The sequence below is a fragment of the Ensifer sp. 2TAB8 genome (assembly GCF_052115125.1).
Classification (GTDB): Bacteria; Pseudomonadota; Alphaproteobacteria; order Rhizobiales; family Rhizobiaceae; genus Ensifer.
Map to the genome: position 1 here is coordinate 15,928 of NZ_JBFRGB010000018.1, position 17,483 is coordinate 33,410.

14 protein-coding genes are annotated in these 17,483 nt (G+C 61.7%); 6 read left to right on the forward strand and 8 right to left on the reverse strand.

Features of this window, described 5'->3' with window-relative positions; genetic code table 11:
• Positions 1 to 44: 44 nt before the first annotated feature.
• From AB4Z53_RS25070 to htpX, 3 genes are all read right to left on the reverse strand, one after another.
• The gene (locus AB4Z53_RS25070; RefSeq protein WP_113541275.1) at positions 45 to 1,730 is read right to left on the reverse strand and encodes a heparinase II/III family protein; all 1,686 of its coding nucleotides are present in this window, start codon (positions 1,728 to 1,730) and stop codon (positions 45 to 47) included.
• Between the two features lie 211 nt (positions 1,731 to 1,941).
• Positions 1,942 to 3,354, reverse strand: a complete 1,413-nt coding sequence (locus tag AB4Z53_RS25075) for an RsmB/NOP family class I SAM-dependent RNA methyltransferase (protein ID WP_441598240.1) — start codon at positions 3,352 to 3,354, stop codon at positions 1,942 to 1,944.
• Positions 3,354 to 4,313 carry a zinc metalloprotease HtpX gene (htpX, locus tag AB4Z53_RS25080; RefSeq protein WP_441598242.1) on the reverse strand — a complete coding sequence of 320 codons (960 nt, stop codon included), beginning with the start codon at positions 4,311 to 4,313 and terminating at the stop codon, positions 3,354 to 3,356. Before htpX ends, AB4Z53_RS25075 begins: the two co-directional genes overlap by 1 nt.
• A 125-nt stretch (positions 4,314 to 4,438) precedes the next feature.
• Here htpX and AB4Z53_RS25085 point away from each other — a divergent pair, with 125 nt between their 5' ends.
• Positions 4,439 to 4,639 carry a DUF1674 domain-containing protein gene (locus AB4Z53_RS25085; protein WP_291153112.1) on the forward strand — a complete coding sequence of 67 codons (201 nt, stop codon included), beginning with the start codon at positions 4,439 to 4,441 and terminating at the stop codon, positions 4,637 to 4,639.
• A 162-nt stretch (positions 4,640 to 4,801) separates the two neighbouring features.
• On the opposite strand, the gene acs is transcribed toward AB4Z53_RS25085, so the two are convergent.
• Complete coding sequence (acs, locus tag AB4Z53_RS25090) at positions 4,802 to 6,751, reverse strand: acetate--CoA ligase (RefSeq protein ID WP_291153115.1); 1,950 nt, start codon at positions 6,749 to 6,751, stop codon at positions 4,802 to 4,804.
• 227 nt (positions 6,752 to 6,978) lie between these two features.
• On the opposite strand from acs, the gene AB4Z53_RS25095 reads away from it, so the two are divergent.
• A complete protein-coding gene (locus AB4Z53_RS25095; protein WP_043624204.1) occupies positions 6,979 to 7,680 on the forward strand; it encodes a DUF1013 domain-containing protein in 702 nt (233 codons plus the stop codon).
• Between the two features lie 75 nt (positions 7,681 to 7,755).
• On the opposite strand, the gene AB4Z53_RS25100 is transcribed toward AB4Z53_RS25095, so the two are convergent.
• Positions 7,756 to 8,142, reverse strand: a complete 387-nt coding sequence (locus AB4Z53_RS25100) for an ectoine synthase (RefSeq protein ID WP_441598245.1) — start codon at positions 8,140 to 8,142, stop codon at positions 7,756 to 7,758.
• 138 nt (positions 8,143 to 8,280) lie between these two features.
• Between AB4Z53_RS25100 and AB4Z53_RS25105 the strand changes: the two genes are divergently transcribed.
• Positions 8,281 to 9,177, forward strand: a complete 897-nt coding sequence (locus AB4Z53_RS25105) for a LysR substrate-binding domain-containing protein (RefSeq protein ID WP_441598247.1) — start codon at positions 8,281 to 8,283, stop codon at positions 9,175 to 9,177.
• A 17-nt stretch (positions 9,178 to 9,194) separates the two neighbouring features.
• Here the strand turns inward: AB4Z53_RS25105 and AB4Z53_RS25110 are convergent, their stop codons facing one another.
• The gene (locus tag AB4Z53_RS25110) at positions 9,195 to 11,102 is read right to left on the reverse strand and encodes a propionyl-CoA synthetase (protein WP_441598249.1); all 1,908 of its coding nucleotides are present in this window, start codon (positions 11,100 to 11,102) and stop codon (positions 9,195 to 9,197) included.
• A 196-nt stretch (positions 11,103 to 11,298) separates the two neighbouring features.
• Positions 11,299 to 11,958, reverse strand: a complete 660-nt coding sequence (locus tag AB4Z53_RS25115) for a YggS family pyridoxal phosphate-dependent enzyme (RefSeq protein ID WP_113541284.1) — start codon at positions 11,956 to 11,958, stop codon at positions 11,299 to 11,301.
• A 222-nt stretch (positions 11,959 to 12,180) separates the two neighbouring features.
• On the opposite strand from AB4Z53_RS25115, the gene leuS reads away from it, so the two are divergent.
• From leuS to holA, 3 genes are read left to right on the forward strand one after another with little or no spacing between them, the layout of a single operon-like run.
• Positions 12,181 to 14,808 (forward strand): leucine--tRNA ligase, encoded by a 2,628-nt coding sequence (gene leuS / locus AB4Z53_RS25120; RefSeq protein ID WP_291153137.1) that lies wholly within the window; start codon positions 12,181 to 12,183, stop codon positions 14,806 to 14,808.
• Positions 14,795 to 15,328, forward strand: coding sequence for an LPS assembly lipoprotein LptE (gene lptE / locus AB4Z53_RS25125; protein WP_113541286.1), 534 nt, complete (start codon positions 14,795 to 14,797; stop codon positions 15,326 to 15,328). The genes leuS and lptE overlap by 14 nt, the downstream gene beginning before the upstream one ends.
• 11 nt (positions 15,329 to 15,339) lie before the next feature.
• Positions 15,340 to 16,374 carry a DNA polymerase III subunit delta gene (gene holA / locus AB4Z53_RS25130; protein ID WP_113541287.1) on the forward strand — a complete coding sequence of 345 codons (1,035 nt, stop codon included), beginning with the start codon at positions 15,340 to 15,342 and terminating at the stop codon, positions 16,372 to 16,374.
• A gap of 200 nt (positions 16,375 to 16,574) precedes the next feature.
• Here holA and AB4Z53_RS25135 read toward each other — a convergent pair whose 3' ends face one another.
• Positions 16,575 to 17,465 (reverse strand): ParB/RepB/Spo0J family partition protein, encoded by an 891-nt coding sequence (locus AB4Z53_RS25135; protein ID WP_113541288.1) that lies wholly within the window; start codon positions 17,463 to 17,465, stop codon positions 16,575 to 16,577.
• Positions 17,466 to 17,483: the final 18 nt, after the last annotated feature.

Genomic DNA, 17,483 nt, shown 5'->3' on the forward strand with positions numbered 1-17,483 from the left:
CGCCAGACAAATTTCCCGACCAACCTTGGCGTTAAACAGACACCTCAGTTCGCGCGCGAGAAGGTCCACTGGATCTCCGGCTGGCGGGCAACGGCGAAGGTTACGGTCAACTGGGACGATGCACGGATGCCGGAGGGATCGGCAAAGAAGATATCCTCTTCCACCGCAAGCTCCCCATCCTGGCAGGCAAAGAGCCAGATCTCGCCATCCGGCGCGGTCAGAAAGATCTCGCGCGCGTTGTTCTGGCGAATGCCGACGGCCGGATGAATATGGAAGCGCGCCACCGCCGTCGCCGTATCGGCTTCGTCCGGATCACTGCCATCGGCACGCGACAACCGATCGCGACCGCGGATCATGCGGCCGCCGTTCAGGACGCCGATGTCACGCTCGTGCACCAGGCCGAAGGCGGCGAGATAGCCATCATGACTGGCCGTCACCGACTCCAGCCCGCCGGGATCGTCCTTACGCGTCACCGCGACCTTGGAGACGCCTGTCGTCATGATCGGCCCGAGGAAACGGGATTGTGAGAAACGCGACGAGGACGTGTCGTTGACGGTGACCGTCGAATGCGCTGCAGTTGTGCGCGAAATCTGCCGGAAACGATCGCCGGCAAACTTCGGTGCGCCAGAATTGACGACAAAGCGCGTCTTGCCGGAGGACATTTCGAAGGACAGGCAGCCGGCATGGGCGCTTCGCGAAAGGTCGACGGAAAGCGGGCGGCCGGTATCCATGATCACAACCGTGTTCTCGACCGCAAGACGCTCGTAATGCGCATGCGGCAGCGAACGGAACGGCTCGCCTGCCGTCTCGTCATAGCGCAGCACCGAGGCCAGTTCATGCGCCAGGACAGATGTCGCGCCATTGAACAGCGCAAGTTCGCCACCCTGATGCCGGAAGAAGCGCAGAGCCGGATACATCCGGTCGATGCACGGGATCAGCCGCGACGGCACGTCATGGCCGAGATTGACGTAGGTTTGCCTGAGCGGCAGCAGGTCAAGCAGCAATTCGAGCCCGGCCCGCGGACTACGCGAGCAATGGCTGCCATCCGGTAGGATCTGTCGGTCGAGCTCGAGATCGAGATGGCGCGAAGCCTTGCGGATGGCGCTCGGCGAAGCCGGCATGGAGACCGACGCCATGGCGAGCGCAAGCCGCACCCTCAACTTCGCCTCGCCGTCACGCACCGTTTCGGCAATATGACGAAGGTAGCGCACCTGAAGCGCAAGGCTCTTGAGGAACCGGCGATAGAAGCCATGTTCCGCATTGCGCAGAACCACGGGCGAATGCGAAAGCCAGGCGATGATGCGCTGAGCGATGATATCCGGATCCCAGGCGATGCCGCCAAGATCGCGGCCATGGGTGGCGATCCAGTCGTCGACGATTTGGCGCAAGCGCACATAGCCGGCATCCTCGCGGATCGCACGCAGGTGTCTCAGCCAGCCGAAGGAATGCAAGCGCGCCGCGAATTCGCGTGACGGCAAGTCGATCTCGAACGGCGACTCGCCTTCCGTATCGAGGACGCGGCCCGCAAGCGGGAAGCGCCCGGCGAGAATTTCTTCGGCAACGAAGGGATCGACGGCTCGAAGATCGGTCGGCGCGACAATCAGGCGGTTGGGCGTCGAACCGGTAAAACGCAAAGTGGAGACGCGACCGATCGATAGCCGGCGCGACACACGACGCCAGCCTTCACGCACATACAGGTAAGAAAGCCTCCGCCTGCCGGAAAACAACATCAACGCCGCCGGTTTCCTCATTTCTGGCACGACCGCTCAAACGTCCGAACGGGCGATGGTCTCGCGCCAGCCGCCGCATGGTGCCAGAGAGACCGTTAAACTTTTATCAATACTGTCATCTTTGATAGGCCTCCGACGCCAAAGCGTCAAATGACGCGACAAAACAGGGCCTTGAGCCCCATTTTGACAGGCCTGAACTCAATCGACGGTGCTATTTGCGGCGAATCACCGCCGCGTAGAAGCCATCGAGACCGCTGGCGAAGGGTGCATCGAGCGGCAGCATGGCCGGCGTGGTGCGCATTTCGCCAAGTGGCGTGATAGCATCCTCAAGCCCCGGCCAATCCGCAGCCGAAATAGCAATCCGTTCATAGGCAGCGCCGGAGCCGACCACCCGTTCGACGACCTCCTCGCCTTCGAGCGGATCGAGAGAGCAATTGGAAAAGACGACGATGCCGCCGGGCTTGACCACGGTGAGCGCATGGCGGAGCAGACGCTCCTGCAAGGCAGCGAGCTTTGCGATATCCTCCGGCCCCTTGGTCCACAGCACGTCCGGGTGACGACGCGTCGTACCGGTGGAAGAGCAGGGCGCGTCGAGCAGCGCCGCATCGAACAGCGTTTCCGGCTGGAAGTCGGCCATGTTGACTTCCTTCGTCTCCGCCTCCAGGCCAAGCCGCTTCAGATTGCCCCTCAACCGACGCAAGCGGCTGCCGGACTGATCAAGCGCCGTCACTTCGGCACCAGCGAGAATGAGTTGAGCAGTCTTGCCACCCGGTGCTGCACAGAGATCGACGACCCGCTTGCCGGCGAGATCGCCGAACAGCCGCGCCGGTATCGACGCTGCGGCATCCTGAACCCACCAGGTGCCTTCGTCGAATCCGGCTAAGGAAGGAATGGAACCGGAGAATGCGCCAAGACGAACGGAACCTGTCGGCAGGACGGTGCCTCCGAGACGCTCGGCCCAACCAGCGGGTTCCGACTTGACCGACAGATCGATAGCCGCCGGCGTGAGCTGCGCTTCGGCGATCTGCTGGGCTGGTTCTGCGCCGTAGCGGGCAACCAGGCGCTCGAAGAACCAGTCCGGCATCGCTGGTAAGTCACGCACGCTTTCGAGAATGGCGTCCTTCTCACGCGACAGGCGCCTGAGAATGGCATTCACCAGATTGGCGAAACGCCGATTGCGCGGGTCTCCCTGCGCCTGCTCCACCGCGAGGTCGACGGCAGAATGGTCCGGCACATCGAGATAGAGGATCTGCGCCGCTGCCACGGCAAGCACGTGCTCAAGCGCGCGCGCACCCTCCGGCAGGGGCGTCTGCAGCAACGAATTGATGGCGGCCTGGATGCGCGGGAGATGGCGAAGGGCGGAGTTCAGGATCGCCCGAACCAGAGCGCGATCGGGCTCGTTGAGTTCGCGATAGGCCGGATTGCCATGTTCATTGTCGAGCATGCCGTCGAGCGACGTCTTGCGGTCGATGACCGCCGCCAGAATCTTTGCGGCGGCCTGACGCGCCCTCAAGCCCGGCTTTTCCGGCCCGCGGGGCGCAGCGGCGGGCTTCTTCGACTTTGCGGATGCACCGTCTCGGTGTGATCGTTTCGGGCGTGAATCGTTTTTGTTTTCTGCAGACATCAGGACCAGGGACCTTTGGGCGGTTCGGAACCACCGCGACCCCAACCGGTAGAAGGCACAGAGCGCGATTTGCGCACGGGATTATCAGCACGAACCGGCGGCGTCGAGACCGAAGACATTTCCTGGGCCATCTGCTGTAGGGCCGCGATCCGATTTTCGGTGTTCGGATGGGTCGAGAACAGATTGTCCATTCGCTCGCCGGAGAGCGGGTTGATGATGAACATATGCGCGGTCGCCGGGTTGCGCTCGGCGTCGTCATTGTGAATCTGGTGGGCCGCACCGGCAATCTTCTGCAACGCCGAGGCCAATGCCAGGGGTTTGCCACAGATCTCGGCGCCGCGCCGGTCTGCCGAATATTCACGGGTACGGCTGATCGCCATCTGCACCAGCATCGCCGCCATCGGCGCCACGATCATCGCGACCAGTGTGCCGATGAAACCGAGCGGGTTGTTGTTCTCCCGGTTGCCGCCGAAGAAGAAGGCAAAGTTGCCGAGCATCGAGATGGCGCCGGCGAGTGTTGCCGTCAGCGTCATCGTGAGCGTATCGCGGTTCTGCACGTGCGCCAGTTCGTGGGCCATCACCCCCGCCACTTCATCATAGTTGAGCGCGTGCAACAGGCTGGTGGAGGCGGCAACCGCGGCATTTTCCGGGTTGCGACCGGTGGCGAATGCATTCGGCTGCGGGCTGTCGATCACGTAGACGCGTGGCATCGGCAAGCCGGCATTTCTAGCAAGGTCACGGACGATGCCGTAATACTCCGGCGCGCTGCGCTCATCGACCTCCTGGGCGCGATACATCCGCAGCACCATCTTGTCGGAGTTCCAGTAGGAGAAGAAGTTCATGCCCGCGGCCATGACGAAGGCGATCATCATGCCGCCGCGTCCGCCGATGACAAAGCCCACCGCCATGAACAGGGCGGTCATGACTGCAAGCAGCATGGCGGTGCGGACAAGGTTCATCAAAGTCTCCGGGGTCGTCGGTGTTTCACGTGAATCAGGGTTCCCGTCGAGGGAACGGCATCCTATATGATGGGTGCAAATGCCCCGATCTTCAATATTGATGCTCGAATCCGGATACCGTTCAGATGCAGAACGACAATGACAACGCCCCCGATCGCCCGAAAAAGCCATTACCGCCCGCGGCCATACGCGCGCTGAAGGAGGCCGAGGAGCGGCGACAGACGGAGACCAAGAAGGAAGTGCCACCGGAGATCGGTGGACGCGGCGGTGAAGATCCTGCCCGCTACGGCGATTGGGAGATCAAGGGTCGGGCGATCGATTTCTGAATTTGAGGCCGCAACTGTCAGCCTTTAGCTGTGATCTGAATCCGGCTCATGAAATTGAGACGCGGGCAAAAACGCTTCGCGTGGCAATGCCGAAAATCGCTTGCCAGACTTGTTCGTTCAGTCGAAACGGCCGCTGCACATGCTGTGCAGCGGCCGTTAATGTCAGGCCTTGTTCTGGCGGTTGGCGATCAGATCGTCGACGACAGCCGGATCGGCGAGCGTCGAGGTATCGCCGAGCGCACCGAAATCGTCCTCGGCGATCTTGCGCAGGATGCGCCGCATGATCTTGCCCGAGCGGGTCTTCGGCAGGCCGGGCGCAAACTGGATCTTGTCCGGCGTGGCGATCGGTCCGATCTCTGAACGGACGTGCTTCACCAGGGCCGCACGGAGATCGTCATTGCCGATCTCGCCGGCCATCAGCGAGACGTAGCAGTAGATGCCCTGGCCCTTGATCGGATGCGGATAGCCGACGACGGCAGCTTCCGAGACCAGGTGATGCGAAACCAGCGCGGATTCGACTTCCGCCGTACCGAGGCGGTGGCCGGAGACGTTCAAGACGTCGTCGACGCGGCCGGTGATCCAATAGTAGCCGTCTTCATCGCGACGGCAGCCGTCACCGGTGAAGTACTTGCCCTTGTAGGTGGCGAAGTACGTTTGGCCGAAGCGTGCGTGATCGCCGTAGATCGTGCGCATCTGGCCCGGCCAGCTGTCGGTGATGCAGAGGTTGCCGTCGGCAGCGCCTTCCAGAACATTGCCTTCGTTGTCGACGAGCTGCGGCTGAACACCGAAGAATGGACGCGTTGCCGAACCGGGCTTGAGGTCGGTCGCACCCGGCAGCGGTGTGATCAGGATGCCGCCAGTCTCCGTCTGCCACCAGGTATCGACGATCGGCGACTTCTGCTCGCCCACGACGTTGTAATACCACTCCCAGGCTTCCGGGTTGATCGGCTCGCCGACCGAACCGAGCAGGCGCAGCGACGAGCGCGAGGCGCGCTTGACGAAATCGTCACCGGCGCCCATCAGCGAACGGATCGCCGTCGGGGCGGTGTAGAAAACGTTGACCTTGTGCTTGTCGACCACTTCCCAGAAGCGGCCGGCATCGGGGAAATTCGGCACACCTTCGAACATGACGGTCGTCGCCGCATTCGCGAGCGGACCATAGACGATATAGGAGTGACCAGTGACCCAGCCGACGTCGGCCGTGCACCAATAGACTTCGCCGTCACGGTAGTCGAAGACATATTCGTGCGTCATCGACGCATAGACGAGGTAGCCGCCGGTCGTGTGCAGCACGCCCTTCGGCTTGCCGGTCGAACCCGAGGTATAGAGGATGAACAGGGGATCTTCCGCCTTCATCTTCGCCGGCTCGCAATGCGGCTTCACCGTGGCCGTTTCCTGGTGATACCAGAGGTCACGGCCCGGCGCCCAACCGATCTTGCCGCCGGTGCGGCGCACGACCAGTACCTTGTTGACGATCACGTGCTGCTTGGCTGCGATGTCGATCGCCGTATCGGTGTTTTCCTTCAGCGGCACCGGCTTGCCGCCGCGCACGCCCTCGTCACAGGTGATGACGAAGGTGCTCTCGCAGTCGACGATGCGCCCGGCCAGAGCGTCCGGCGAGAAACCGCCGAAGACGACCGAATGGATCGCACCGATGCGGGCGCAGGCGAGCATCGCATAGGATGCTTCCGGGATCATCGGCATGTAGATGGTGACCCGGTCACCCTTCTTGACGCCGTGCTTCTTCAAGACGTTGGCAAGGCGACAAACCTGCTCGTAGAGCTGGTTGTAGGTAATCTTCTTGTCGATATAGGGGTTGTCGCCTTCCCAGATGATCGCCGTCTTCTCACCATGCGTCTTCAGGTGGCGGTCGATGCAGTTGTAGGAGACGTTGGTCAGGCCGTCTTCATACCACTTGATCGAGACCTTTCCCTTGAAGGAGGTGTTCTTGACCTTGGTGTAGGGCTTGAACCAGTCGATCCGCTTGCCGTGCTTGCCCCAGAACTTGGCCGGGTCCGAAACACTCTCCTCGTACCACTTCAGGTAAGTGGCATTGTCAAGCAGCGTCCGGCTCTTGGCAGACTTCAACACCGGATAGATCTTGGCGGACATATTTTCCTCCCTACGCATTCCTAGTGCGGCTCGCCCCTCCTAGGGCGACCCCGTTTCGCGCACATTCATAGCAGGTCAAATGCCCGCCGCAATTAGACAAAAGGACATTTGGAACTGAAGAATTGCAATTTCGCGACAACGACGGTATAGAGGCCCACATTTCCCGGAAATCAGTGGTAGACTCCACGGCCCGCGACACCGGCGCGGCGGACAAAAGGACTATATCCATGGCTCAGCAACTGCTTATGCCCAAGGCGACGGCCGTCTGGCTCGTTGACAATACCGCGCTGTCCTTCGACCAGATCGCGCAGTTCTGCAAGCTGCACCCGCTTGAAGTAAAGGCGATCGCCGACGGTGAATCCGCGCAGGGCATCAAGGGCCTCGACCCGATTGCGACGGGCCAGCTTTCGCGTGACGAGATCGCTCGCGCGGAAGGAAACCCCAACCACAAGCTGAAGCTTTCCGAGCCGAAGGTCCGCGTCCCCGATAGCAAGCGCAAAGGCCCGCGTTACACACCGGTGTCCAAGCGCCAGGATCGTCCGAACGCCATTCTCTGGCTCGTGCGCAACCATCCCGAGTTGAAGGACGCGCAGATTTCTCGCCTCGTCGGCACGACCAAATCGACGATCGAGCAGATCCGCGAACGCACCCACTGGAACTCGGCCAACCTGACGCCGATGGACCCGGTGACCCTCGGCCTCTGCTCGCAGATCGACCTCGACCTCGAAGTCGAACGCGCCTCCAAGGGCCGTCCGCTGCCGACGGCCGCCGAACTCGGCCAGACACTGGAATCGGCTCAGGAGACCGAAAAGCTGGGCTTCAGCTACGAGCGCGAGGAAGAGAAGGAAATCGACGCCGATGCCGTCTTCGCCAAGCTCAAGTCGCTGAAGTCGGACCGCAAGGACGAGGACGAAGACGATCATTACTGATCGCCGTCCAACTCGATGAAAAAAGCCCGGATCGACGATCCGGGCTTTTTTGTTGGCCAGTCTCCCGTACGCGTTTCAGTAAGCCGAACCGGATGGATCATTGAGGTTGTGGCGCTCAGTCCCTTCAAGCGGCGGATTGAAGATGCTGACGAGGATCAGGTTTTCGTCCTTGCCACCACGCAGATAGTGTTTGTCGTGCTGGTCCAGCACATAGATGTCGCCCTTGTTGATCGTGAAAATCTTGCCCTGCATATCCTCGACCTCACCATGGCCGGCGATGCAGTAACACGCCTCCAGATGGTTGCGGTACTCAAGCAACGATACGGTGCCGGCGCGCACCACCGTGTGGCATACGGTGAAACCCATGCCATCCCTTTCAGTCAGCAGGCGATGGCTGGTACCGCTGCCCCATTCCACGAAATGATCGGTTGCTTCGATCTGCTGCAGGCTGCGCACGAACATGGGTCTCTCCATCTGTAAAGATTTCTTATGATATCTGGTGGGTATGCTCGCCCGTTTCCGCGATAACTTCAGTATCCGTTGACATAGGGAACTATTCAAACGACGATTGCTCATGAGATTCATGAGAAAAACTTACAGATGACATTGCCACCTCTCGGTATGCTGCGTGCCTTTGAAGCCGCAGCACGTCTGGCCAGCTTCTCCCGTGCCGGGGACGAGCTGCACGTGACGCACGCGGCCATCAGTCACCAGATCCGGCTGCTGGAGGAGTGGTTCGGTCGACCGCTCTTCGTGCGCGAGAAGCGTGGCGTAAAACTGGCATCCGAAGCCGAGAGCCTGGCCGCGGTGCTGACATCGACATTCGAGCGCATCGCTGCGGAAACGGAGTTGCTGCGGCAGAATGCCAGAACGCAGGTGAGCGTCGCCTGTATTCCATCGATCGCCACCCGCTGGCTGATACCGGCGCTCGGCGATTTTCTTGGCCGCCACCCCGAGATCGACGTCAAGGTCGTCTACGCGATGGCCGAGCAACAACTGCGCGAAACCGGCTGTGATGTCCTGATCACGCTCGGCGCCGACGACGGCGAGGGGACCCGATTCGACCGGCTGTTTTCACGAATCAACCGGCCGGTTGCGAGCCCGCGTTACATCGAGCGGAAGGGCGGGTTGAACAGCGTGCAGGCGATCGCTTCCGCCGATCTGCTGCATGACGAGACTGCGTCGCGCTGGCGCGATTGGTTCGCGAAGGCGGGGGCGGCAACAGGACAAACTCTGCGGGGGCCCATCTTCCAGGACTTTAACCTTCTCGCCACGGCCGTCATCGCCGGCCATGGCGTGGCCCTTTGCCCGATCGAGGTTTTCCGGCGGGAGATCGAGAACGGCGACCTGGTGATCCTGTCCGATATCGCCACCCTCGAAGAGGAAAGCTACTTTCTCATCACCAAGAAAGCGCGCTCAAAGGCAATCGCCGCGTTTGGCGATTGGTTCGCGGCGATCGTCAAGCCTGATGCGTGCACCGCGATGCACGCATCATAAGCCGGCTCAGAAATCCTCTAAAGGCCGATGCCCCGATCATGCAGGACCAGGGTGATCTCGTCGAGAATGACCGGATCATCGATCGTCGCCGGCATTTTCCAGGGTTGCCGATCGGCGATCTTCTGGATCGTTGCCCGCAGGATCTTGCCCGAACGCGTCTTCGGCAACCGCTTGACGCAGATCGCCATCCGGAAAGCGGCCACCGGCCCGATCCGTTCGCGCACGAGGCTAATCACTTCGCGCTCGATCTCCGACGTTTCACGGGAAACATTGGAGTTGATCACAAGGAAGCCCGCCGGCACCTGGCCTTTCAGATCATCGGCAATGCCGATGACGGCACATTCGGCAACATCCGGATGGCTGGCGCAGACTTCCTCCATCGCCCCCGTCGAAAGCCGGTGGCCAGCAACGTTGATAATGTCGTCGGTCCTGGCCATGATGAAGATGTAGCCGTCCTCGTCGAGGTAACCGGCGTCCGCGGTCTTGTAGTAGCCTGGGAATTCTTCGAGATAGGCCGCGCGGAAACGATGGTCGGCATTCCAGAGCGTCGGCAGGCAGCCGGGCGGCAAAGGCAACTTCACGACGACATTGCCGAGCGTTCCCGGCGCGACCGGATGTCCGGCATCGTCGAGAATCTGGACATCATACCCCGGCAACGGGACCGCCGGAGAACCATATTTGACCGGCAGCAGGCCAAGACCCATCGGGTTGCCAGCCACCGGCCAGCCGGTCTCGGTCTGCCACCAGTGATCGATGACGGGCACGCCAAGCGCTCTCTCCGCCCAACGGATCGTGTCCGGATCCGCCCTTTCACCGGCCAGGAATAGTGCGCGGAAGCGCGACAGGTCGTAGCGGCCGACATAGGAAGCGTCGGGGTCCTCCTTGCGGATCGCCCGTAGCGCTGTCGGCGCGGTAAACATTACCGCCACCCCGTGCTCGGCGATGATCCGCCAATAGGTCCCGGGATCGGGCGTCCCGACGGGCTTGCCTTCGAAGAGGATCGACGTGCTGCCGTTCAAGAGCGGACCATAGACGATATAGGAATGGCCGACCACCCAGCCGATATCAGAGGCGGCCCAGAACACTTCGCCCGGCTGCACGCCGAAGAAATTGTCCATGGACCATTTGAGTGCGACCATGTGGCCGCCATTGTCACGCACCACGCCCTTGGGCTGACCTGTGGTCCCCGAGGTGTAGAGCACATAGAGTGGATCGGTGGAGGCAACCGGTGTGCATCCAACCTCTTCGCCCGTCTGCTTCGCCGCCGCCAGCGCCGCAGCGAAATCGATGTCGCGTCCCTCGGTCATGGCGGCTTCAGCCATTTCCCGCTGGAAGACGAGGCAATGCGTCGGCTTGTGGGTCGCGATCTCGAGTGCTGCATCGAGCAGCGGCTTGTAGGCCACGGTTCGGCCGGGCTCAATGCCGCAGCTTGCCGACACCACGAGCTTTGCCTGGCAATCGTCGATGCGGACCGCCAACTCGTTAGCGGCAAATCCGCCGAAGACCACGGAATGCACGGCTCCGATGCGCGCGGCAGCCAGCATGGCAACCGCTGCCTGCGGGATCATCGGCATATAGATGATGATGCGATCACCCTTGCCGACCCCGAGCCCCCGATAGACGGCGGCCAGTGCCTTCACATCGGCAAGCAGCGCTGCATAGGAGATGCGTTCCACCCGGCCGGTGACCGGACTGTCATAGATGAAGGCGATCTGCTCGCCGCGCCCCGCCTCGACATGACGGTCGAGACAATTGTAGCAGGTGTTCGTCAGGCCACCGGCATACCAGTGCCCATAGGTGCCGCCTTCGGCATCAAAGGCGCGTTGCGGGCGCTCGAACCAGTCGATCGCGTCGGCAGCGGCGGACCAGAAACCTTGCGGATCCGCCTTCCAGGCGGCGTACACTTCGGAATAGCGACTCGCCATTTCCGTTCCTCCCTATGCATGTTGCCGGACACGTCCGGCCTCCTCGTGCACAAGGATAGGCTAATGAGTGGACAGGGGAACCCCGACGAAAGCGGTATAAGTCGAGATTGAGCAATTGCAGCGAAGTGAAACGATTTCGCGTCCGCAGTTGCGCAAGATCAAGATAATGAGAGGGAGCGTCCTCAACACTCCATCGTCAGCGTGCGCCGAAAATGGCGGAACCGACCCGGACACTGGTGGCGCCGAACAGCACAGCCGTCTCGAAATCGCCAGACATCCCCATCGAGAGCTTTTCGAGCTTGCAGGCGGCGGCAAGCTTGGCGAGCAGGGCGAAATGCGGGCCGGGATTTTCCTCGACCGGCGGAATGCACATCAGCCCCTCAATCTGGAGGCCCAGTTCGTGGCGGCAGAGATCGACGAAGGCAACGGTCTCTTCAGGTGGGATGCCGGCCTTTTGTGGCTCGAGCCCGGTGTTGACCTGGACGTAAAGCCTGAGATTCCGACCTTGCTTCTGCATTTCCGCAGCGAGCGCACGGGCAATCTTGTCGCGGTCGACCGTCTCGATGACATCGAACAGGGCAACCGCCTCGGCCGCCTTGTTCGACTGCAGCGGGCCAATCAGGTGAAGTTCGAGGCCTGCTGTCTCCGCCTTCAGTTCCGGCCACTTGCCCTGAGCTTCCTGCACCCGGTTTTCACCGAAGACCCTCTGGCCTGCCGCGATCACCGGGCGGATGGCATCGGCATCGAAGGTCTTGGAAACAGCGACCAGCGTGACGGCGCCCTCGGCCCGATCAGCAGACTTCTCAGCCGCCTGAATCCGGCTCACGACATCCTGCAACCGCTCTTGAACTTCCATGGACCTGCTCTCCGACACGGGATTTTCAAACCACTCACCGAGGGGCTTAGGCAAAGTTGGTCGACTTGCCAAGCTCACTGCCACACCGGCAGGCTCAAATCCGCCAAAGTGTCGCGGCAAACCCTTCAAAAACTTGACCGTCAGGCGGTTTCGTGGTGAAGGTCACCCCAAACATCATGAGGCGCCCTATGCGCCGCAGAACTTCCGGAACATCGAAAAGACATGTCTAGCGAACGATACAATCCGCGTGATGCCGAGCCCCGTTGGCAACAGGAATGGGAAAAGAACGAGGTCTTCCAGACCGAGAACGACGATCCGCGCGAAAAGTACTACGTGCTCGAGATGTTCCCCTATCCCTCGGGCCGCATCCACATGGGCCACGTGCGCAACTACACCATGGGTGACGTAGTGGCGCGCTACAAGCGCGCCCGTGGCTTCAACGTGCTGCATCCCATGGGCTGGGACGCCTTCGGCATGCCGGCCGAGAACGCCGCCATGGAGCGCGGCGTGCATCCGGCAAGCTGGACCTACCAGAACATCGCCTCGATGAAGGCACAGCTGAAGGTCATGGGCCTGTCGCTCGACTGGAACCGCGAATTCGCGACCTGTGACCCCGCCTACTACCAGCGCCAGCAACACCTGTTCCTGGACTTCCTGGAAAAGGGCCTCGTCTATCGCAAGCAGTCCAAGGTCAACTGGGATCCGGTCGACAACACCGTGCTCGCCAACGAGCAGGTAATTGACGGCCGCGGCTGGCGCTCGGGCGCGCTGGTCGAACAGCGCGAACTGACGCAATGGTTCTTCCGCATCACCGACTTCAGCCAGGAACTGCTCGACGCCCTCGACACGCTGGATCAGTGGCCCGAGAAGGTGCGCCTGATGCAGAAGAACTGGATCGGGCGTTCGGAAGGTCTGTCGCTGCGTTGGGAACTCGTTGACGGCACCGCGGGCGACGCAACCGAGCTCACCGTCTACACGACCCGACCGGACACGCTCTTCGGTGCCTCGTTCCTGGCGATCGCCGCGGACCATCCGCTGGCCAGGCAGGTAGCGGCCACCAACGCGGAAGTCGACGCATTCTGCGAGGAGTGCCGCCGTGCCGGCACCTCGCTCGCCGCGCTGGAAACGGCCGAAAAGAAGGGCATCGATACCGGAATTCGCGCCAAGCACCCGCTCGACCCGAGCTGGGAACTGCCGGTCTATGTCGCCAATTTCGTGCTGATGGACTACGGCACGGGCGCCATCTTCGGCTGCCCTTCCGGCGACCAGCGCGACCTCGACTTCGCCCGCAAGTACGACTTGCCGGTCGTTCCCGTCGTCATGCCGAGGGATGGCGATGCCGCGACCTTCGCCATCGGTGACGAGGCCTATATCGGCGACGGCGTAATGATCAACTCGCGCTTCCTCGACGGCCTGTCGACCGAAGAAGCCTTCGAGACGGTCACTTCGAAGCTCGAAAAGGAAACGCTCGACAGCACGCCGCGTGCCGAGCGCAAGGTGAACTTCCGCCTGCGCGACTGGGGCATCTCGCGCCAGCGCTATTGGGGCTGCCCGATCCCGGTCATCCATTGCGAAGACTGCGGCGTCGTGCCGGTTCCCAAGGCAGACCTCCCGGTCGTGCTGCCGCCAGACGTTACCTTCGACAAGCCGGGCAATCCGCTCGACCGTCATCCGACCTGGCGCCACGTTGCCTGCCCGCATTGCGGCAAGGACGCTCGGCGCGAGACGGACACTATGGATACCTTCGTCGATTCGTCGTGGTATTTCACGCGCTTCACCGCGCCGTGGGAAGACAACCCGACCGACCCCAAGGTCGCCAACCATTGGCTGCCGGTGGATCAGTATATCGGCGGCATCGAGCATGCGATCCTGCACCTGCTCTACTCGCGCTTCTTCACCCGCGCGATGAAGGCGACCGGCCATGTGGCAATCGACGAGCCGTTCAAGGGGCTCTTCACCCAGGGCATGGTCGTGCACGAAACCTATAGCCGCGGCGAAGGCGCCCAGCGCGAATGGGTAACGCCTGCCGAGATCCGCATCGAGGAGATCGATGGGCGCCGCCGCGCCACTCTCCTGGAGACCGGCGAAGAAATCGCCATCGGCTCGATCGAGAAGATGTCGAAGTCGAAGAAGAACGTTGTCGACCCCGACGACATCATCGCTTCCTACGGCGCCGATACGGCGCGCTTCTTCGTTCTCTCCGATTCGCCACCGGACCGTGACGTCATCTGGTCCGAAGCCGGTGTCGAAGGTTCACATCGTTTCGTCCAGCGCGTCTGGCGCCTGCTGAGCGAAGCCGCTGAGAAGCTGCGCGCGATCGAAGCTGCGCCGGCACTTGAAGGCGAGGCGCTCCCGGTTTCACAGGCCGCGCACAAGACGCTGCGCGCGGTTGAGGCGGACTACGACAAGCTCGCCTTCAACAAGGCCGTTGCGCGCATCTATGAGCTCGTGAACACGCTTGCCGCGCCGCTGACCCAGGTTGCCGCCGGCAAGGCGGACGCGGCGCTCGCGGGTGCTGTGAAGGACGCCACGTCGATCCTCATCAACCTGATCGCCCCGATGACGCCACACCTCGCCGAGGAATGCTGGCGCGAGATCGGCGGCGAAGGGCTGATCGCGGAGAGCGGCTGGCCGACTTTCAATCCAGCGCTGGTCGTCGAGAACGAAATCACACTTCCGGTGCAGATCAACGGCAAGAAGCGCGCTGATTTGACAATCGCCCGCGATGCAGATCAGAGTGCGATCGAAAGCGCCGTCCTGGCGCTCGAGGCCGTCAAGTCCGCGCTCAACGGCAGCAGCCCCAAGAAAATCATCGTTGTGCCCCAGAGGATCGTCAATGTCGTTGTCTGATAGAGCTGGCTTCCGCATTCGGTCGATCCCGATGCTGGCAGGTGTTCTTTTGCTGACCGCGCTCGCCGGCTGCCAGGTCAGGCCGCTTTATTCCGATCCCGTCGGCACCTCCACGGCAATGGCAGCGATCGAGATTTCCGACGCTGACGACCGCGTTGAGCAAGAAGTGCGCAACGCCCTGATCTTCCTGGCGGCAGGCGGACAAGGCGAACCGGTGAACCCGCAATATCACCTGGCGCTTGAGGTCACGACCCGCGCCATGGGCGTGCTCTACGATCAGAACAAGGACCGTGTCGATCGCGCCAGCGCCGGCCGCATCGTCGTCAAGGCGGACTATAACCTGACGAAGATCGGTACAGGCGAGACGATCAAGTCCGGCAACCGCACGGCGGTCGCGCTCGTCGATTTCCCCGTTCAGGAATTTGCCAAGGTGCGCGCCGTTCGCGACGGCGAAAACCGCGCCGCGAAGGAACTGGCAGAGCTGATCCGGGCTGATATCGCCGCGGCCCTCAGCCGCTAGTCGGTGTCGGAATGAGCGAAGTCAAGTCGCACGAATTCGACTCCTTCCTCCAGAAGTCTGCCGGTGTCTATCGGTTGTTCATTCTCTACGGGCCCGATCGCGGGCTCGTTTCCGAACGCGCTTCGGCACTTGCCGCGCGTTGCGGCGTGCCGTTGGATGATCCATTTTCCGTCTTGAAACTCGATGTCAGCGAACTGGCGCAATCGCCTGGCCGCTTGCTCGACGAAGTCAATTCCATTGGGCTCTTTGGCGGCGAAAAGCTCATCTGGGTGCGGGGCGCAGCCAACGAGAAATCGCTCGTCGATGCCATGGGCCTTCTGGCTGCCGAACCACCGTCCGGGAGCTACGTGATCGTCGAGGCCGGTGACCTGAAAAAGGGCGCAGCACTCCGCAAGATTGGCGAGACGGCCCGCTCAGTCGCCTGTATCGCCTGCTACAGCGATGACATCCGCGGCCTGCAGGCCCTGATCGACAAGGAGCTTGGCGACGAGAAGCTGGGAATCACGCCGGCCGCCCGTGCGCGTCTGGTCGAGGCGCTCGGCGGCGACCGCCTGGCATCGCGCAACGAACTGCGCAAGCTTGCCCTGTATTGCCGTGGCAAGAGCGCTGTCGATGAGGAAGACGTGCTCGATATCGTCGGCGACGCCAGCGCCATTTCCGTCGACGACGCGGTCGACGCCGTATTGAAGGGCGATCTCGACGGCCTGCTGCACGCCATGCAAAAGATCACCACCTCAAAAACGCCGGCATTTCTAGTGCTGCAAGCCTGCCTGCGACAGTTCCAGCAGCTCGACGTGATGCGCGCCGAAATGGATGCCAGCCGCCAGCAAGCGGGCCAGGTAATTGCCACGCTGGGCCGCGGTCTGCATTTTCGACGCAAGCCGATCGTCGAAGCCGCATTGAAGCAGTGGACGGCACCGGCAATACGCCGTGAACTCAATCGTCTGCAGACGACCATCTTCCAAAGCCGAAGCCGCGCCAGCCTCGAAGAAAGCCTGGTTCTGCAGAACCTCATGGCAATCGCCGTGCAGTCCGCACGGCGTTGAAGCGATTGGTTCGAAGGCACGCCAGGCCTCTATCTGCCTTCGTCTTTCTAAAACCAAGGCTTTCCTCTAGATCCGGACAGGCATCCTCAAGGGAGTGGCAGACGGGCCTTCGCGCAAAAAGAAAGATAAATCAATAAATAAGACGCGCCTCACGTGCGGGGCGCGCCTGTCCATCGTTCAGAAATGTCGGGGCAATACGCTCAGCGACGCTCGAGCAGACGGCAAATTTCCTCGAGCTGATCGAGCGTCTTGTAGGCGATGCGAAGATGGCCGCCCGATGCCTTGTGATTGACGGTGACTTCAAGACCAAGGCTATCCGACAGGGTTCGCTCAAGCGCCAGCGTGTCCGCATCCTTTTCGTCACGGCGGGCCGTCTTGCCGAAATTCGGATCGTTCTGGGCACGGATGTCGTTCTGCGCAATGCGTTCGGCGTCACGCACCGAAAGTCCCTTGGCGACAATCGTGCGGGCCAGGGTCGCAGGATCCGATGTGGGAATAAGCGCCCGTGCGTGACCGGCAGAGAGCGCGCCTTCGGACAGCATGTCGCGCACCGGCTCCGGAAGTTTCAACAGCCGCAGGCTGTTTGCGACGTGACTGCGGCTCTTGCCGATGATTTCACCGAGGTCATTCTGCGTATAACCGTGTTCGGCAATCAACTGCTCGTAGCCGAGAGCCTCGTCGAGCGGGTTGAGATCGGAGCGTTGAACGTTTTCGACGATCGCGATCTCAAGCGCCGTACGATCATCGACGTCACGGATGATAACCGGAATTTCGGTGAATCCGGCTAATTGTGCTGCCCGCCAGCGGCGTTCGCCAGCGATGATCTCGTATCGATCGACGCCGATGGTACGAGCGACAACGGGCTGGACAATGCCGTGCTGGCGGATCGAATTGGCGAGATCTTGAAGCTCGGCTTCGTCGAATTGCCGGCGCGGGTTGCGCGGGTTGCGCGACACGAACTCAATGGGTACGCGCCGATCCGGATTGACCGGGGCAGGGGCCGAAGCGCCCGCCTGCAACGGTTGGTCCATCTCGCCGATCAACGCGGCCAGTCCGCGACCAAGCCGTCTCTTCGAGCTATCGTCGTTCATATCGTCACCCGAGTTAAA

Coding starts and splice junctions, on each gene's coding strand:
- AB4Z53_RS25100 (WP_441598245.1), bottom strand. CDS start 8,142: ATGTTCGTGCGCAGCCTGCAGCAGATCGAAGCAACCGATCATTTCGTG.
- AB4Z53_RS25135 (WP_113541288.1), bottom strand. CDS start 17,465: ATGAACGACGATAGCTCGAAGAGACGGCTTGGTCGCGGACTGGCCGCG.
- lptE (WP_113541286.1), top strand. CDS start 14,795: ATGTCGTTGTCTGATAGAGCTGGCTTCCGCATTCGGTCGATCCCGATG.
- AB4Z53_RS25095 (WP_043624204.1), top strand. CDS start 6,979: ATGGCTCAGCAACTGCTTATGCCCAAGGCGACGGCCGTCTGGCTCGTT.
- acs (WP_291153115.1), bottom strand. CDS start 6,751: ATGTCCGCCAAGATCTATCCGGTGTTGAAGTCTGCCAAGAGCCGGACG.
- AB4Z53_RS25085 (WP_291153112.1), top strand. CDS start 4,439: ATGCAGAACGACAATGACAACGCCCCCGATCGCCCGAAAAAGCCATTA.
- AB4Z53_RS25075 (WP_441598240.1), bottom strand. CDS start 3,354: ATGTCTGCAGAAAACAAAAACGATTCACGCCCGAAACGATCACACCGA.
- AB4Z53_RS25110 (WP_441598249.1), bottom strand. CDS start 11,102: ATGGCGAGTCGCTATTCCGAAGTGTACGCCGCCTGGAAGGCGGATCCG.
- leuS (WP_291153137.1), top strand. CDS start 12,181: ATGTCTAGCGAACGATACAATCCGCGTGATGCCGAGCCCCGTTGGCAA.
- AB4Z53_RS25115 (WP_113541284.1), bottom strand. CDS start 11,958: ATGGAAGTTCAAGAGCGGTTGCAGGATGTCGTGAGCCGGATTCAGGCG.
- holA (WP_113541287.1), top strand. CDS start 15,340: ATGAGCGAAGTCAAGTCGCACGAATTCGACTCCTTCCTCCAGAAGTCT.
- AB4Z53_RS25070 (WP_113541275.1), bottom strand. CDS start 1,730: ATGTTGTTTTCCGGCAGGCGGAGGCTTTCTTACCTGTATGTGCGTGAA.
- AB4Z53_RS25105 (WP_441598247.1), top strand. CDS start 8,281: ATGACATTGCCACCTCTCGGTATGCTGCGTGCCTTTGAAGCCGCAGCA.
- htpX (WP_441598242.1), bottom strand. CDS start 4,313: ATGAACCTTGTCCGCACCGCCATGCTGCTTGCAGTCATGACCGCCCTG.